We start from the raw sequence: 15,414 nt of genomic DNA, 5'->3' as shown, positions 1-15,414 counted from the left end.
AGCACCCCTGGACCATCCAGCTCATCACATCGGTGTCCGCGGAACATGCGGCCGGCACCGTCCATATCCCGCAAACAGGGTTCACACAAGGAGGAAACACTTGATGACTCGGGCCGGCGATCGTAGATCCTTGGCGACGTTACGGGCGGTGAGTTTGGTTGCGCTGATTGCCGCGGCGACCCTGGTTGCCGCGCCAGTGTCGGCCGGTCCCGCGCCGGTCGACGGCGCCGGGCCGACCGGTGGCCGGGCAGCCAGTGAGCCCGTTTCGGTCGATGTCAGGCAAGGCAACGGTCGCTGGAGCGGGGCCGCGATGCCTGCAGGGTCGCGACCGACAGGGCTCGACCGGCAGCGGGGCGACCAGGGAATCGTCGACATCGACCGGTTCACCGGAACCCCACGCATGGTCGGCAAGCTCGACGGCATGCTCACCGGGCCGAGCCGGAAACCTGCCCGCGAAGTGGCCATGGATTATCTGCGGGAGCACGCCAAGGAGTTCGGGTTGTCGGCAGACGACCTGAACGGGCTGCAACTGGCCCGTGACTACGAGGACATCGAGGGAATTCATCATCTGTCGTTCGTACAGACGGCTGGTGGACTGACCTTGTTCGGCAACGGGGTCAAGGTGAATGTCGCCCGCGATGGCAGGATCATCAACATCTCCGGTTCGCCGGTATCCGGTGTCAAGGCGCCGGCGGGGAAGGCTGCTCTCAGCGGTGCACAGGCCGTCCGCATCTCGAAGCGTGGCGCCGGAGAGCCCCGTCTCGATCCTGCGGCGGGAGACACGTCGAAAGAGGTGCTGTTCGCGGCGCCGGGCGGGATACGCCGGGCTTGGCAGACGGTGACCATGTCCGCCAAGAAGCCGGTGTTGGATGTGATCGACGCACAGTCCGGTGCCGTGCTGTACCGTCAGCAGCTCACCCACCAGCACCCTGCCGAACCGGCCGCCACCGCTGGGAAAGCCGACGCGTCGCTGCGACCACCCGCCGCCGGAGCCAACGGGCAGCACGCCGACGTGGTCGACAACTATCCGGGTGCCGCGATCGGTGGCGAGCCCCATCAGGTGAACCTGAACGACAAGGGCTGGCTACCGCCAGATTCGAAAACCCTGTCGGGCAACAACGTGCACACCTTCACCGATGCCAACGCTAACGACGCCACCGAGCCGGACGAGGAAATCGCGCCCGCGGGTGCGGACGGGTATCGATTCCAGCTCAAGCGCTTCTTTCCCGCCGGCAAGCCGGGATGCCAGAAATTCGTGTGTACCTGGGATCCGGGTGTGGCGTGGTCGTGGCGGGACAATGCCAGCCGCATCGCCGCCCAGAACTTTTACTTCGTCAACCTGTGGCACGACTATCTGCTGGCGGCCCCGATCGGATTCACCGAGGCGGCAGGGAACTTCCAGAAGGTCAATTCCACCGGCATGGGTGTCGGTGGCGACGCGGTGGAGGCCGCAGCGCTCTTTGGGGCCGGGACCGAGAACGGGCTCCCCGGACCCATCTTCGAGGGTGCCGGCTTCACTACCCCTCCCGATGGGCAACCGGGGCGCCTGCAGACCGGCCTGATCGGCAAAGGTTCCGTCGCGGTCAACGGAAGCGACTCCGCCGATGTCGTCTTCCACGAGTACACCCACGGCCTGACGTCACGGCTGGTCGTCGACGCGACCAACGTCCCGGCGCTCAGTTCGTTCCAGGGTGGGGCGGTTGGCGAGGCTTCGAGCGACTGGTACGCCGAGGACTACCTGGTCGACAAGGGTTTGGTGACCGATACGGCGGAGCCCGGCGAGGTCAAGATACCGCTGTACCTCAGGGGCGGAGCGCCCACCAGCAGGGCGCTCGACTGCCCGGTCGGCGTGACGTCGCCCGCGTGCCCTGGCACGGCGGCGGCTGGTCCTGGGGGATACACCTACGGCGACATGGGAAAGATCTCTTCCCGCCCCGGAAGCGACGCACACGCCGACGGCCAGATTTGGTCTCAGACGATGTGGGACGTCCGCACCGCACTGGGCAGCGAGCTGACCCGGTCGTTGCTGACGCGCGGGTTGGAGCTTTCCCCGACTTATCCCTCGATGCTCGACGTGCGGAACGCGATCATCCAAGCCGACCAGGCGATCAACCATGGCAAGCATGTCGCGAAGCTGTGGCAGGTGTTCGCGGCACGTGGCATGGGTTTCTTTGCCGGCTCCATCGGCGGCTCCGACCAGCATCCGGTGGAGAACTTCGACACCCCGCGGCCTGCCGGCACACCACGGACGACGGTGCGCGGCACCGTCACCGACGCCGGGTCGGGCGCACCGGTCGCCGGCGTGCCGGTCGTGATCGCGGGGCTGGGTTCGGGACCGGCCGGCCGTTACGCCGGAGTGAGTGAGCAGGACGGCACGTACACGATCGATGGCCTGCTCCCTGGGACCTACCCGAATGTTCGCGTCGGCGGAGCTGGATACGAGGAGCAGGTGCGCCGCACCGTGACCGTCCCGTCCGAGGGTGCCACTGTGGACTGGCAGGTGCGCCGGAACTGGACCGATACCGACGGTGGCGCTGTCATGACCGGGACCAACGACGTCGATGAGCCCTCCTGCGAACGCGGCCCGGCAAGCGTCGTCGACGGGTCACGGCGGACCACCTGGGCCAGTACCGCCGACCTCGACGCGGCAGGTAAGCCAACCGAAAAGACCCCGAAGTTCGTCGCGATCGAACTGCCGGCCACGCTGAATGTCGATCATTTTGCCGTCGACCCTTCCAACGGCTGTTGGACTGACAAAACCGCGGCCACTGGCGACTACCGGATCGAGACATCCGTTGATGGGGCGGCATGGCAGACCGCGGCCACTGGAAGATTCACACCCGGTGACATCGGCAAGGCGGTGCGGGTCGATCCCACCGGGGCGACCGGGCAGGGTGTGCGATTCATCCGGCTCTGGCTGCTTACCCCGCAAGCGGTTACCGAGAACGCCGGGTGTCCCGCGGCCGGAGTGAGTGGCTGCACCAGCATGGCCGCCAGTGAACTGCTGGTGTTCGGCAAGCGGGCATAAGATTTTGGCTGATCCGGTGCTGGAGTTGCAGGGTTGACTCTGCGCGGTGGTCTCCTCAGCAGATCAGTGCCGGTTGCGTAGGGACCATCCCGGCGATCAGCAGACCTTGTTCGTTCAGGCAAAGGGACTGCTGCGGCGAAGCCCAGCTCGCCGAAGCCGAGGAGGCAAACCAGCAGGCACCCGACCCCGACCTGCTCGACACCCTGCCTTTGGGCAGGGTGTCGAGCGCGAGGTGCTGGAGTCGTGGCTGCGGTCGTCGTCAATCTCGGCGGGGCCGGCTCGGCAGGCGCGGATCGTGCTGTTGGCCGCGGATGGGGTGGCGGTCAAGGTGCCCGGGCCAACGTCGACCGAGCGGCAGCGGATCAGGGATCTCGGACGTGAGGTCCGGGACCTGAAAGAAGCCAACGGAATTCCCAAGGCTGCCTCGATTTTCTTCGCGAGGGAACTCGACCCTCACCACCACTGATCTGTCAGTTCATCGATCAGATGCGTGCTTGTCGTTACCGGGTCGGCCATCGGACCGGACGATCGCCGACGCCTATCTGATCGACGCGTTGCGCGCCACGGCCGGCACCCCGGAAGGTATGTACGGGCGACGGAAAATGACCGCACACCTTCGTCGCCAGGGTCACCGTGTAGCGGCCTGCACGATAGATCGGCTGATGCGCGACAAGGGCCTGTCCGGGCTGGTCCGAGGGGACCGCCACCGCACCACCATCCCCGCTGACAGGCCCGGCCGGCGTGCCCCTGACCTGCTCGACCGGGACTTCACCGCGACAGCACCGAACCGGAAGTGGGTCACCGACTTCACCTACTGCCGGACCTGGTCCGGGTTCGTCTACGTCGCGTTCGTCATCGACTGCTTCTCCCGGGCGATCGTCGGCTGGCACGCCACACAGGTGAAAACCACCACGAAGGGCGACGGATAGGCGACGATCTCATTCATCATAGTGATGCCGGGTCTCAATATTACGTCTATCGCATTCGCCGAGACTTTCGCACTTGAAGGTATCGCGGCGTCGATCGGCAGTGTCGGGGATGCCTACGATAATGCGCTCGCCGAGTCAACTATCGGCCTGTTCAAGACTGAGGTGATCTGCAGAAACAGTCCGTTTCGGGTGCACCCGGCCAGGACTGTCGACGACATCGAGTACGCCACCATGGAATGGGTCGACTGGTACAACCACAGGCGACTGCACAGCACCCTCGGCTACATCCCACCCCAAGAGTTCGAAGCCACCTACTACGCTCGAACAGCGACGCTCCAGCCGGAGCCGCCCCCAACGTGAAGCCGGCAACGAACCCGAGACGGTTCACGCCGCCCGTCGCGGCGGCCGGTGAGCTGGCCGCGACCGAGCGCGCCGAGCTGGACCGGTTGCGCAAGGAGAACAAGGAACTCAGGCAGGCCAACGACATCCTGAAACTGGCGTCGGCTTTTTTCGCGCAGGGACTCGACCCTCGACACCGCTGATCGTCGGGTTTATCGACGAACACCACCAGGTCCATGGCGTCGAATCGATCTGCCGAGTGCTCTGCGCGCACGGGATCCAGATTGCGCCCAGGACCTACCGCAAGGCCCGCCGCCGGCCACCGTCGGAGCGGGATATCGCCGACGCCTCCCTGACCAACACCCTGCGGGATGCCCACGACAGGCCCGAGGCGGTCGATGGGCGACGGAAAATGACCCGCTGGCTGCGCCGACAAGGCCACGAGGTGGCGTTCTGCACCGTCGACCGCATCATGCGAGACCTGGGCCTGCAGGGAGTGACCCGGGGTCGTCCACCGCGAACCACGATCCGCGCCAAAGACGGCGTGCGGGCTGGTGACCGGCTCAACCGGGACGTCACCACCGATGCCCCGAACCGGGCGTGGGTGGCGGATTTCACCTACGTGTCGACGCAGACCGGATGGGCCTACGTCGCGTTCGTCTCCGATGTCTGCTCCCGCGCCATCGTCGAGTGGACCGCGGCGAGCGCGAAGACGACTGCCCTGGTGAACATGGCGCTCTGGCGGCGCGATCACCACGGGCATCCCGTCGAGCCAGGGTTGATCCACCACAGCGATGCCGGGAGTCAACATACGTCGGTTGCCTTCACCGAGTCCCTCGCGCTGCAAGGGTTATCGGCGCCCATAGGTTCGGCCGGTGACGCCTATGACAACGCTTTGGCGGAGTCGATCATCGGGCTGTTCAGACCGAACTGGTCAGCCGGCACGGCCCGTTCACACGAACCTGGCCGAGGTTGAGTACGCGGTGATGGAGTGGGTCGACTGGTACAACAACGCCCGCTTGCATTCCCGGCTGGACTACCTCACGCCGGTCGAGTACGAGAGCGCCGACAACGCTCAACACCTGCCACGCCACCCGGCGCTGGCCTGACACCCAAGCCGGTCCCTTACCCGTCACGGTTCACGCTCCCGCTCACTCACGACCCGGGGAACCCTGGAGAACCCGACCAGCGTGTCGGGCCACGGCCATGCCCGCCCCACCACGAACAACCGAAACCACCGCTGCACCGCGATCCGACCACCTCAGCCACGCGAAGCGAAACGGGAGGCCAGGAAGCGACGTCGGGCCTCCGGGAAATGGCTCTCCTCGATTCGGTGGGGTTGATCCGGTCGAGCCACTGGGTGGGCTTCGGGTCGGTCGATATCATCTGGGTATGGCCCACGTCCCAGCGTCTGTCCGCCGTCCTCAGTTGATCCAGGCCGCGATCGACCTCATGGTGAGGGAGGGGCTGGCTGCCGGGAACACCCGCGCCATCGCCGCCGAGCTCGGAGTTGCCCAGGCGACGGTGCACTACACGTTCGGGACGAAGGAAGAGCTGTACATCGGGGTCCTGCGGCACCTGACGGGTGACTTGGTTGCACAGGTGGAGCGGGCGGCACCCTGTGGTGGGGACTTCGCGGAGGCCATCGCGGCCCTGGCGGCCGGCTTGTGGCGGACCGTGCAGGAGAGGCCGGCCAACTACAAGTTGCTGTACGAGCTGTGCACGCTGGCCCTGCACACCCCCCGGCTGAGCGAGGTGCTCGAAAGCCACTACCGCGACATGTTCCGGATGACGGGAGATCTCGTGGCACGGACCGCGGCGCGCACCGGCCAGGACCTCGCGCAGCCACCGGAGACGGTCGCGAGGTTCTTCCTGGCCGGCTTCGACGGGCTCACCCTGCAGCGTTTCGCGCTGCGCGACGAGGAGGCCGAGACTGTGTGCCTGCAGACGCTGGTCTCGTCCGTCGTCGCTTTTGCCGTCGGCCGGACGAAACCGGTGCTACTGCCTGCAAAGGACAGTCAGCCGGCCCACACGTCCTCGCTGTAGCGACCGGACTCGATGAGGGCGGCAAGCCACGCGGCGGCCTCGGCGTCTGCCGCACCGGTCTTCTCGCGGTACACCGCCATGAACGCCTCCCGAATCGCGGGCGCCATGCGGCGCCCGTCACCGCAGACATAGACGCGTCCGCCGGCTTCCAGCACGGCCCAGACCTCGTCGCGCTCCCGCACGATACGGTCCTGGACGAACACGACGCCGTCTTCGGGCGCGTGCATGAAAGCGGTCCGCAGAGTCACGGCCCCGGCAGTCTGGGTCGCTTCCAGCTCGTCGCGGTGCAGAAAGTCCACCTCGGGGTGATCGCAGCCGAAGTAGCACAACAGGGTGCCGGTGGAACCCCGATGCACGCGGTCGAGGACGGCACCGCGGAAAGGAGCCAGCCCGGTACCCGCGCTGACCGTGATGACCGGGACGGACACGTCCTCGGGAAGCCGGAATGTTTCGTTGCAGGGCAGCACCCGGGCCAGGACCGAGGCGCCGGCCCGCACTGTCTGCAGGTAGTGCGAGGTTGTTCCGTGAAACGTGCCCTCGCCGCTGCGGTGCGGCGCGGTGAGCAATGACACCATCAGATCCACTTCACCTGGTGCCGCTTCGGCGGATGAGGAGATGGAGTAGTTGCGGGGGCGCTGGATGGGCAGCAGTTCGAGGAAGCGTTCAAATGGCAGCTCGCAGGCGCGATTCCGCTCCAGCAGGTCGAGAACACTGGTCCCGCGGTCCGTCACCTGCTCACGGAAGGCGGCTGGCTCGGCCCCGGCGAGCGCGATCAGCGGGCGGCGTTCCGGCGGGCAGGGAATGTGCTCGGCGAGTACCGCGACCTCTTCCTGGCCGGCCGGGTTCTGCAACTCCACGAAGTCGGTGAGCAGTTGGCGTAACGTCAGGGGCCGGTCGACGGGCAGCGAGTTGCGCATGCGCCGACGGGCCCGCACCTGGACCGTGCGGGCCAAGTCGAGGCCGAACCGGACCGCGACCCGCTGGACCAGTGCCTCCGGGTTCTGCGGAAGTACGGCGAGGTGGTCCCCGGTGCGGTAGGTGGTCCCGTCCGGCAGCCGCAGCCTCAGGAAGCGCTTGGAGCGGCCCAGCGGGTGTGCCATGTCGACCAGTTCGTATGCGTCAAGCACCTTCATCGGGGCCAGACCGTGGCGTGCCGTGAGCTCGCCCGTGACTGAAGCGGACGCGTCCCGAAGCTCGTATCGTCCTTCGCCGACCTCTGATTCGCCCTCGTGAGTCCGGGCCTGCGGTGCGGTGCCGGTCCTGTCCGGCGCGGCACCGTACCGGTCGAGGAGGGTGGCCCACAGATCGGCCGTCCACCGGTCCACCGCGCCGGAGAAGTCACCAGAGGCGTCGGCAATGCCCCGCGCCAGAATGGGACTGGCCCCTGCTGCGGTCAGGCGTTCGTCGATGAAGGCCGGGATGCGCTGGTAGGTGGCGGCCCAGTTGCGGTCCCCGAGGCCGAGGACGGCGTACTGGACGCCGTCGAGCGAGCCGGGTTCCAGATCTTCCAACCAGGCGATGAATTTCTTGGCGTCGTCGGTGGGCTGGCCGTTGTAGGAAGCCGCCACGATCACCACCGGGCCCTCGGCATCCTTCAGCCGGCCCACGGCGTCCTCAAGGGGCGCGACGGACGTGGTGAAACCGCGTTCCTGGCCCTCCGCAGCCAGATCTTGGGCTATGCCCGAACCGGTCGAAAGGTTCGACCCGTGCAGGAAGGCCAACGCCGTGCCGGAAGTGAGCCGGGCCGAGGTCCGGCCCTGGTGTGCCGGCCGGTCGCTCACGACGGCGGACAGGCGTCGCTCGACGCCGGCGCGCCGTGCCAATCGGAGGGTGAAGCCGTCGGCCTTGATCGTGAGGGTCCTCATGATCTTCAGCTGGTAGTTGGTGTGGTCGATCAGGCGGTAGCGGTGGATCAGCAGGCCCAGCATCAGGGCGGCCTCGTGGAGGGCGAACTGCCGCCCGATGCAGGCGCGTTCGCCGTTTCCGAACGGCTTGTACAGGTGGACGGAGCGGGCTTGCTCCCGTTCCGGCGAGAAGCGCTGGGGGTCGAACAGCTCCACGTTCTCGCCCCAGGCGGGATCCCGGTGGAGGGCCGGGGTGATGATCATCATTGTCTCGCCCTTGCGCACGGCGTACCTGCCACCGATGACCGTGTCCTCCAGCGGTTCGACGCCGTAGCCGGGCGCTGACGGCCACAGGCGCAGGCTCTCGCTGAGGATCTGGCGGATGTACGTCAGCTTGCCGACGTCGCCGTACCCGGGATCGGGTTCGTCGTTGTCTCCCCACAGGGCGTCGACCTCCGCCTGGGCCCGCGCGAGAACTTCGGGGTGCTTGGTGAGGTAGTACAGGGCGAACGACAAGGCCCCGCTGGTGGTCTCGTGTCCGGCAATGAGGAAGGTGAGCACCTGATAGCGGATGTTGATGTCGTCCAGCAGTTCGCCGGTCGTCGTGTCCCGGGTGTTCAACATCCGCCCGAGCAGGTCGTCCGTACTCGTGTCGCCGGAGGCCCTGCGCTGCTGGATGACCTTGTCGACGAGGTTCCTCATCAACTCTTGGTCTCGGCGGAACTGTTCGCTCTGCTTCCGCCTGATCTTCTCCACGCCCGGGAGCGATTCGGCTTTGACCTGTGCGAAGGCGAGCGACCGTGCCATGGCTGCGACGAAGGGGTGCGGCTCGTCACGGCGGAGCGACTCGAAGTCGTAGCCGAATCCGGTCAGGCCGATCGTGTCGAAGGTCAGCCGGGTCATGTCGCCGGGCACGTCCACGGCCTGCTGTTCGACGGCCCCGTCCCACTTGGCGATCAGGCTCCGGGCCGCGCGCAGCATCGTCGCGTGGTAGCGACGCATCGCGCCCATGGAGAACGCCGGCATCAGGATGTCGTGCGCCTTCTGCCAGTTCGGCTCGTCGTGGAAGGCAGTGAAGAGCGCATCGCCCGTAATCTCGCGGACTTCGAGCTGACCCGGGTTCATGTTCTTGCGGAAGCGCGTCTCGTCGGACAGTTCGGTCACCAGGTCCCCGCCGCCAACCATGACCTGGGAGGACCCGAAGAGGCGGAGCCGGTACAACGGACCTTGCTCCTTGAACTGGTCCATGAGGTACAGCAGCATGTCGGGAGACCTGGAAACTTCCAGGGCATGGCCCACCAAGGGCAGTGAAGGGCGCTCCGGAATCGTTTCAGTCGTCGTCGGAACGCGAGTGCTTCTCATGGGGAATTTCCCTCAACTCCAGGAAGATTGTCGGTTACTGGCGACCCTAGCGTCGACTTGATCACTTGACAAGGTCGCTTGGTCATGTCTTCGAGGTGACCGGTTGACGCAACCCGCGACGGAGGGGGCGCGTGCCCTTCCTTGGCCGATGGTGGCCGGGAGTGCCCGGACGTCAGCGGGCATCGTCAGCTGGCCTGACGTTCGAGGCCGATCTCGGGCGAGCCATGCGAAGCGACGTGTGCTGGACGGTCGGTCGATGATCCGGCGCAAACGTCATGCCGTTTTCGGGGGGACGCGCGCTGCGGCCGGCAGCCGAACCAGTCGCGGGTGCCGTGCCCGGGCCACCGGAAGAGCGTGACCCCGCCGTCACCGAAGCGGCCGCATGCCGGGACTCCCCCGCACGCCTTCTCTGAACCGGCCGTCAAGTAGCGGATCCGGTTCCCGCTCCGGCAGCAGGTAGTTTGCAGCGGGCCAGGAGGCCCGTCAATCGTTCCGCAGTCCGCGCAGGAACAGTTCGGTCTGCTCCCGGCACAGCTCGTCGGAGTCGATCGCCTCGCGCAGTGCCCACCACTTGAACGACGGCAGGTGCCCGAGGAAGACGATGTCCGTTGCCACCATCCGCGCGTTGACCGGGCGGAACTCACCGCTGCGCATTCCCGCTCCCACCAGATCGGCGAAAATGCTCGCTATCGCGTTCTCCCGCTCCTTGTACACCTGCTGCTCGGGCAGGGGCAGCCGGCGGTATTCGCGGTACACCATGGCGATCTGGGCCCGCCGGGACCAGCAGGTGCGCAGGTAGCTCTCGATCGCGGCCCGGAGCTTCTCGGTGGCCGGTTCGGATCCGGCCGCGATTCCGCCGAGCTCGTCACGCACTCCGTCGTAGATGTCCTCGCACGCCATGACCAGCAGGTCGGTCTTCGTCGTGATGTACCGGTAGATGCCGCCGACGCTCATCCCGACGGCGGCGGCGAGGTCGTTGACCGAGAGGTTTTCGAAGCCGTGCTCGGTGATCTGCTGGGTGGCGATCGCCGTGATCCGGTGCCGGCGTTCGATCGACCGCGCCGACCGCGACCTGCGCCGTACCTTGTCTTCAGGCATGCGAATCCTCACGATGCGAATATCGAGTCGCATCAGGCTAACAAACCGCGGCCATCCGGCCGGCTTGTCAGTACCGGTAACCGGTGGCCTCGACTGCCCGGTGCAAGTCTTCCTCGCTGTTACCGGTCAATGCGGCCAAAAAAGACAGTGGCATGCGCGTGCCGTTGTCGAGCGCAGTCTTGTGCAGCCGAAGTGCTTCGATCACCGGCAGGCCGCGGAAGTGCCGGCGGATGCTCTCCGGCAGATCGCCGATCCCGCGGCTGTGGAACTCTCCGGCCTTGAGCCGCAGCCAGGGCAACGACGCCTCCGGACCGTCGGTGTCGGCGATGACATTGACGACCGCGACCTTTCCGGACCGGCAGGCCCGGCGCAATGCCGGCCTGAGCTCTTCGCCGCCGGTGACCTGTTCGACGTGACATCCGAACGGGGCGAAGACCTCGTCGTAGCGCAGGTCGGGCAGCATCTCCCACGAGCCGAAGCCGGGCTGGATCTCGTCCTGCAGGAGCGAGTTGCCGTCCACGAACTGTTGTTGAGGACCACGATGACGGCGGGCATGCCGTAGCGGACGAGCGTTTCGATGTCCATGCCGGCCAGGCCGATGCCGCCGTCCCCGACGAGCGTGATCACCTGCTTGCCCGGACGGGCGATCCCGGCGCCGAAGCACATGCCGATCCCCTGGCCGAGCGCGACGCGCGGGCCGGCTTCGAGTACCTGCCCCGGGAGCATTGCGGTGACGGCGTCGGTCAGGTAAAGCGAACCCTGATAGGAGTCGTAGATGATGGTCTCGTCTTCGTCCGCCTCATCGGCGATCGCCTGGGTTCGTAGGTGTGGATCGGCGTCTTCCCCTGGCTCGAGGAGAGCGCCGTCGCGCGTTTTCCGGCGAATGCCGTCCGGACCCCGGCGAGCTCGCCCAGCCACTCCGGGCGGGGTACCGGCTGCTCGGGCAGCCGGGCCCGCAACGCTTCGGTGAGCTGGGCGAGCACGAGCCGGCTCGACCCGAGCACGGTGACCCGGCTGTCGAGCCCGAGCCAGAGTTCGTCGGCCGTCTCTTGCAGCTGGAGGTAGGTGGTCCGGTCCGCGGCAGGCCAGTCCGGTGGTTCGAACCACGATTCGAGTTCACCGGCGCGCAGTCCCACGAGGAGCACTGTGTCGGCGGCACGCAGCAGCGGGCCGCGGAAGCCGGACCAGTGCACGCCGTCACCCGCGATGATCAGCGGCCGTTGCGCGGCCGCCAGCAGATCGGCAGCGCGATCCACGAGGACGGGAACGGCCTGGGTCGACGGCATCACCGGCAGGCCGGCACCGGGCACGACCACCGGACCCGGCGGGTAGGCCACCGCATCGACCAGTGCCTTACGCACCCAGTAGGAGTTCATCTCCCAGTCGGTCACCCGGTGGGTCCACTTCGCGACCGTCTTGAAGCACTCCGCGGCACAGCCCTCATGCAGGGGGTCGAGGTGGTCGCCCGCCGTGCCGTGCTGTCCTGCCAGCAGCACCATCGGACTGCGGGATGCCACATCCGCGCGCCGAGCCGGCGCGCCTCTTCGATCACCGGGTTGAGGTAGCCGCGATGTGCTCGACGTCATGGATCGAACCTGCCCTTGCGTATCCTTAACGCGAGTACCAAGTCGCACACTCGCTGATATTACCAACCATGACCTTACAGGCGAGAAAATCGAACGAGAGAACCGTGCGACTACATGTTCGCATTAAGCCTTGACGCCCCGCGCAGGCCGTGTCATAGTTCCTGCGCGAGAGTGACCGAACCCACAGGAGGCGGTTTCGTGACGTCCGCGATGAATTCCGCAGAGCGGCGCAGCCTGACCCGGCGGGACGAGGACTACCGCCGGTACTGGGACCCGTTGCGGGAGACCATGGATCCGGACGCGCGGGCCTCGCTGATCCTCGAGCGCGTACAGCACCAGCTGCACTACGTCTACGAGACCATCCCGTTCTACCGGCGGCACTACGAGGCACACGGCTTCCACCCGGACTCGGTGAAGTCACTCGACGACTTCACCCGGAAAGTTCCGGTGATCACCAAGAAAATGCTCGTCGCGGACCAGGCGGAGCATCCGCCGTTCGGGTCCTACCTCGGGGTGGCTCCCGCCGAACTCGCCCGGATCCACGGGTCGTCGGGTACTTCCGGAATACCGACGATGTACGGCATTTCGCGGCGGGACTGGGAACGTTCGGCCGAGGTCTGCCGGATCGCGCTGTGGTCGGCCGGGGTCCGGCCCGACGACATCGTGCAGATTTCCTTTCCCTTCGGCCTGTTTCTCGGCGGATGGGGCCTGTTGCAGGCGTGCGAGGTGCTCGGCGCGTGCGCTTTCCCGGTCGGCAGCCTGATGCCCACCGACCAGCAGCTCACGCAGCTGGCCCGGATGCGGGTCGACGCGCTCGTGGCCACGCCGTCGTACGCACAGCACCTCGGGCGCCGGGCAGCCGAGCTCGGGATCGACCTGTCCGGCAGCCATCTCGGGGTGATCATCGTGGCCGGCGAGCCGGGTGGCAGCATCCCGGAAATCCGGAAGGCGATGTCCGAAGGACTCGGCGGCGCGGCAGTCGTCGACCTCGGCGCCGGTGCTTCGTCGGAGATGCACCCGTTCTACGCGAACGTCGGCTGCCGGCATGCCGAGGGCGGGGTGCACCTGGTCCAGGACGAGAACTACACCGAGGTGGTCGGCCGGGACGATCCCAACGTCCCGATCCCAGTGGGTGAGTCCGGGGCGGTGGTCGCGACCCATCTGTGGCGGGAGTCCCAGCCGATGATCCGGTTCTGGCTCGGCGACGAAGGCCACCTCGACGATTCGCCGTGCGCCTGCGGGCGTACCTTCCCCCGGCTGCCGCGGGGCGTCTACGGCAGGCTGGACGACATGCTCCTGATCCGCGGGGCGAACGTGTACCCCAGCGCGATCGACGCCATCATCCGCGAGACCCCCGGCACGGGCCGCGAGTACCGGATCCGGGTGACCCGGTCCGGAGAGCTCGACGAGATGCGCGTCGAGGTGGAACGGGCAGCCGATGCCCCGCCGGATCGCGACGAGCAGCTGCGTCACGACCTCGCGGAACGCTTGCGCGCGGGGGTCATGGTCCGCACGCCGGTCGACGTGGTGGCACCGGACACCTTCGACGTGCAGATGTTCAAGGCCCGCAGAGTCATCGATGAACGGCTCAGCTGACCGCGCCTGCACCCGCGTCGCCGACACGGCTTACGTCGCACCCGGCGCGGTGCTCTTCGGCGACGTCACGGTCGGCGACCGGGCCAGTGTCTGGTACGGCGCGGTGATCCGGGCCGACCTGGACGCGATCCGCATCGGCCCGCGCAGCAACATCCAGGACGGTGCCGTTCTGCACACCGATCCCGGCCTGGTCCTCACGGTCGGCGCCGGTGTGTCGGTGGGCCACCGGGCAGTCCTGCACGGCTGCACGGTCGCCGACGACGTCCTGGTCGGCATCGGTGCCGCGATTCTCAACGGGGCCCGGGTCGGGGCGTTCTCCCTCGTGGCGGCCGGAACAGTGGTCCTGGAAAACACGGCCATCCCGCCGGGTTCACTCGTCACCGGCGTACCCGGCCGCGTCCGGCGGCAGCTCACCGATGGCGAGCGCACCGCCCTGCGGCACAACGCCGACATCTATCTCCGGCTGTCCGAGCTGCACCGCGATGCCCACGTGACCGGTTAGGAGTATCATGATCGACAACGACGTCTTCGTGATCAACGCGATCGCGCACGCCTACGACTTCAGCGCGGCGAACATCCGGCGGAACCGGGTCGGCCGGGCGCTGCCCGAGCTCGTCTACGGCATCCACCGCACCTGGAACCCGCCGGAGCTGCAGGTCCCGCGGGAGGTGTTCCTTTCCGACCAGACGATGGAAATGCTCAGTGCCACCCAGTTCTTGGAGAGCCAGGTGGACCTGGCAGTCAGCCACCACATCGACCTCGACGGGTGGACCTTCGACTCCATCGTCTCGCACGCCAAGAACTGCGAGGCCGCCCGGCGATGGCCGCAGCGGTACCTCCTTTATGTCGGTGCCGCCCCGTTCCGCGGCATCGATGTCGCCATCAAGGACATGGAACGACAGGTGGCCGACCTGCCGGAAGCGGTGGGCCTGAAGCTGTACCCCGATTCGGTGGCCCCGATCCGCAGCTGGCGCATGGACGATCCCGAAGTGGCGTACCCGCTCTACGAATCGGCTCGCGACCTCGGCCTGAAAGTGATCGCCATCCACAAGGCACTGCCGAACGGGCCGGTGCCGATGAACCCCTACCGCGTCGACGACGTCGACCGCGCAGCCTACGACTTCCCCGACCTGAACTTCGAAATCGTGCATGCCGGGATGGCGTTCGTGGACGAGACGGCGCAGGCCATCGCGCGTTTTCCCAACGTGTACGCCAATCTCGAAACCACGTCACTGCTGCTGAACAAGGCACCGCGGATCTTCGGCGAGGTGCTCGCCCAGTTCCTCTACTGGGGCGGCGCACAGAAAATCTTCTGGGCCGACGGCGGGGTACTCGGCCATTCGCAGTCCTTGCTGGAGAAGTTCTGGGCCTTCGAGCTGCCCGCCGACCTCGAGGACAAGTACCAGGTCAGCCTGACTCGCGAGATCAAGGCGGACATCCTCGGCCGCAACTACGCCGCGATGATCGGCCTGGACATCGCCGCCGCGCGGGCCCGCATCGAAACCGACGAGTTCAGCGTCGCGGTGCGGGAGAACGGCCTGCAGGCGCCGTACTCGAACTGGCTGCGGGAAGCGGGGGTGGCCTGA

Annotated in this window: 12 protein-coding genes, 2 pseudogenes and 1 other annotated feature; of the genes and pseudogenes, 9 read left to right on the top strand and 5 right to left on the bottom strand. The window is 67.0% G+C overall.

Annotated features, from left to right (window positions below; all coding sequences use genetic code 11):
• Positions 1-130 precede the first annotated feature (130 nt).
• The 6 genes and pseudogenes from OO71_RS31640 (at position 131) to OO71_RS31610 (ending at position 6,342) form a co-directional block, all read left to right on the top strand.
• Positions 131-3,028, top strand: a complete 2,898-nt coding sequence (locus tag OO71_RS31640; protein WP_162186136.1) for a M36 family metallopeptidase — start codon at positions 131-133, stop codon at positions 3,026-3,028.
• 232 nt (positions 3,029-3,260) lie between these two features.
• Positions 3,261-4,317 (top strand): annotated as a pseudogene (locus tag OO71_RS53440) (IS3 family transposase).
• Positions 4,314-4,499: a hypothetical protein gene (locus tag OO71_RS49390; RefSeq protein ID WP_084145416.1), complete on the top strand. Its 186-nt coding sequence runs from the start codon at positions 4,314-4,316 to the stop codon at positions 4,497-4,499. Before OO71_RS53440 ends, OO71_RS49390 begins: the two are co-directional and overlap by 4 nt.
• Positions 4,460-4,588: a sequence feature (AL1L pseudoknot), on the top strand. It overlaps the preceding gene by 40 nt.
• The gene (locus tag OO71_RS47785; protein WP_156096640.1) at positions 4,496-5,272 is read left to right on the top strand and encodes an IS3 family transposase; all 777 of its coding nucleotides are present in this window, start codon (positions 4,496-4,498) and stop codon (positions 5,270-5,272) included. (Overlaps the previous feature by 93 nt.) Before OO71_RS49390 ends, OO71_RS47785 begins: the two co-directional genes overlap by 4 nt.
• A 10-nt stretch (positions 5,273-5,282) precedes the next feature.
• On the top strand, positions 5,283-5,405 hold the full coding sequence (locus tag OO71_RS51005) for an IS3 family transposase (protein WP_162186135.1): 123 nt from the start codon (positions 5,283-5,285) through the stop codon (positions 5,403-5,405).
• 283 nt (positions 5,406-5,688) lie between these two features.
• Complete coding sequence (locus OO71_RS31610; protein WP_051792496.1) at positions 5,689-6,342, top strand: TetR/AcrR family transcriptional regulator; 654 nt, start codon at positions 5,689-5,691, stop codon at positions 6,340-6,342.
• Here the strand turns inward: OO71_RS31610 and OO71_RS31605 are convergent.
• From OO71_RS31605 to OO71_RS31590, 5 genes and pseudogenes are all read right to left on the bottom strand, one after another.
• Complete coding sequence (locus OO71_RS31605; protein ID WP_033293623.1) at positions 6,315-9,548, bottom strand: bifunctional cytochrome P450/NADPH--P450 reductase; 3,234 nt, start codon at positions 9,546-9,548, stop codon at positions 6,315-6,317. The genes OO71_RS31610 and OO71_RS31605 overlap by 28 nt on opposite strands.
• Before the next feature lie 483 nt (positions 9,549-10,031).
• Positions 10,032-10,646, bottom strand: coding sequence for a TetR/AcrR family transcriptional regulator (locus OO71_RS31600; RefSeq protein WP_033293622.1), 615 nt, complete (start codon positions 10,644-10,646; stop codon positions 10,032-10,034).
• 67 nt (positions 10,647-10,713) lie between these two features.
• Entirely contained in the window at positions 10,714-11,166 is a 453-nt protein-coding gene (locus OO71_RS52465; RefSeq protein WP_033293621.1) for a hypothetical protein, read from the bottom strand.
• A gap of 38 nt (positions 11,167-11,204) precedes the next feature.
• Positions 11,205-11,372, bottom strand: a pseudogene (locus OO71_RS53435) (thiamine pyrophosphate-dependent enzyme); the annotation flags it as partial.
• A 17-nt stretch (positions 11,373-11,389) separates the two neighbouring features.
• Positions 11,390-12,145, bottom strand: a complete 756-nt coding sequence (locus tag OO71_RS31590) for a hypothetical protein (protein ID WP_033293620.1) — start codon at positions 12,143-12,145, stop codon at positions 11,390-11,392.
• 285 nt (positions 12,146-12,430) lie between these two features.
• On the opposite strand from OO71_RS31590, the gene OO71_RS31585 reads away from it, so the two are divergent.
• From OO71_RS31585 to OO71_RS31575, 3 genes are read left to right on the top strand one after another with little or no spacing between them, the layout of a single operon-like run.
• Positions 12,431-13,828, top strand: coding sequence for a phenylacetate--CoA ligase family protein (locus tag OO71_RS31585; protein ID WP_245633844.1), 1,398 nt, complete (start codon positions 12,431-12,433; stop codon positions 13,826-13,828).
• Entirely contained in the window at positions 13,812-14,330 is a 519-nt protein-coding gene (locus OO71_RS31580; RefSeq protein ID WP_033293619.1) for a gamma carbonic anhydrase family protein, read from the top strand. Before OO71_RS31585 ends, OO71_RS31580 begins: the two co-directional genes overlap by 17 nt.
• 7 nt (positions 14,331-14,337) lie before the next feature.
• Positions 14,338-15,414, top strand: coding sequence for an amidohydrolase family protein (locus OO71_RS31575; RefSeq protein ID WP_033293618.1), 1,077 nt, complete (start codon positions 14,338-14,340; stop codon positions 15,412-15,414).

Origin of the sequence: Amycolatopsis jejuensis (assembly GCF_000717335.1) — a bacterium.
Lineage (GTDB): Bacteria > Actinomycetota > Actinomycetes > Mycobacteriales > Pseudonocardiaceae > Amycolatopsis > Amycolatopsis jejuensis.
Note: the sequence above shows the minus strand (reverse complement) of the source record. Positions and strands in the feature narration are given on the sequence as shown.

Bases quoted from the DNA above. Each gene is read 5' to 3' on its own strand.
- OO71_RS51005 (WP_162186135.1), top strand. From the start codon at position 5,283: ATGGAGTGGGTCGACTGGTACAACAACGCCCGCTTGCATTCCCGGCTG.
- OO71_RS31610 (WP_051792496.1), top strand. From the start codon at position 5,689: ATGGCCCACGTCCCAGCGTCTGTCCGCCGTCCTCAGTTGATCCAGGCC.
- OO71_RS31605 (WP_033293623.1), bottom strand. From the start codon at position 9,548: ATGAGAAGCACTCGCGTTCCGACGACGACTGAAACGATTCCGGAGCGC.
- OO71_RS31600 (WP_033293622.1), bottom strand. From the start codon at position 10,646: ATGCCTGAAGACAAGGTACGGCGCAGGTCGCGGTCGGCGCGGTCGATC.
- OO71_RS31590 (WP_033293620.1), bottom strand. From the start codon at position 12,145: ATGGTGCTGCTGGCAGGACAGCACGGCACGGCGGGCGACCACCTCGAC.
- OO71_RS31580 (WP_033293619.1), top strand. From the start codon at position 13,812: ATGAACGGCTCAGCTGACCGCGCCTGCACCCGCGTCGCCGACACGGCT.
- OO71_RS31575 (WP_033293618.1), top strand. From the start codon at position 14,338: ATGATCGACAACGACGTCTTCGTGATCAACGCGATCGCGCACGCCTAC.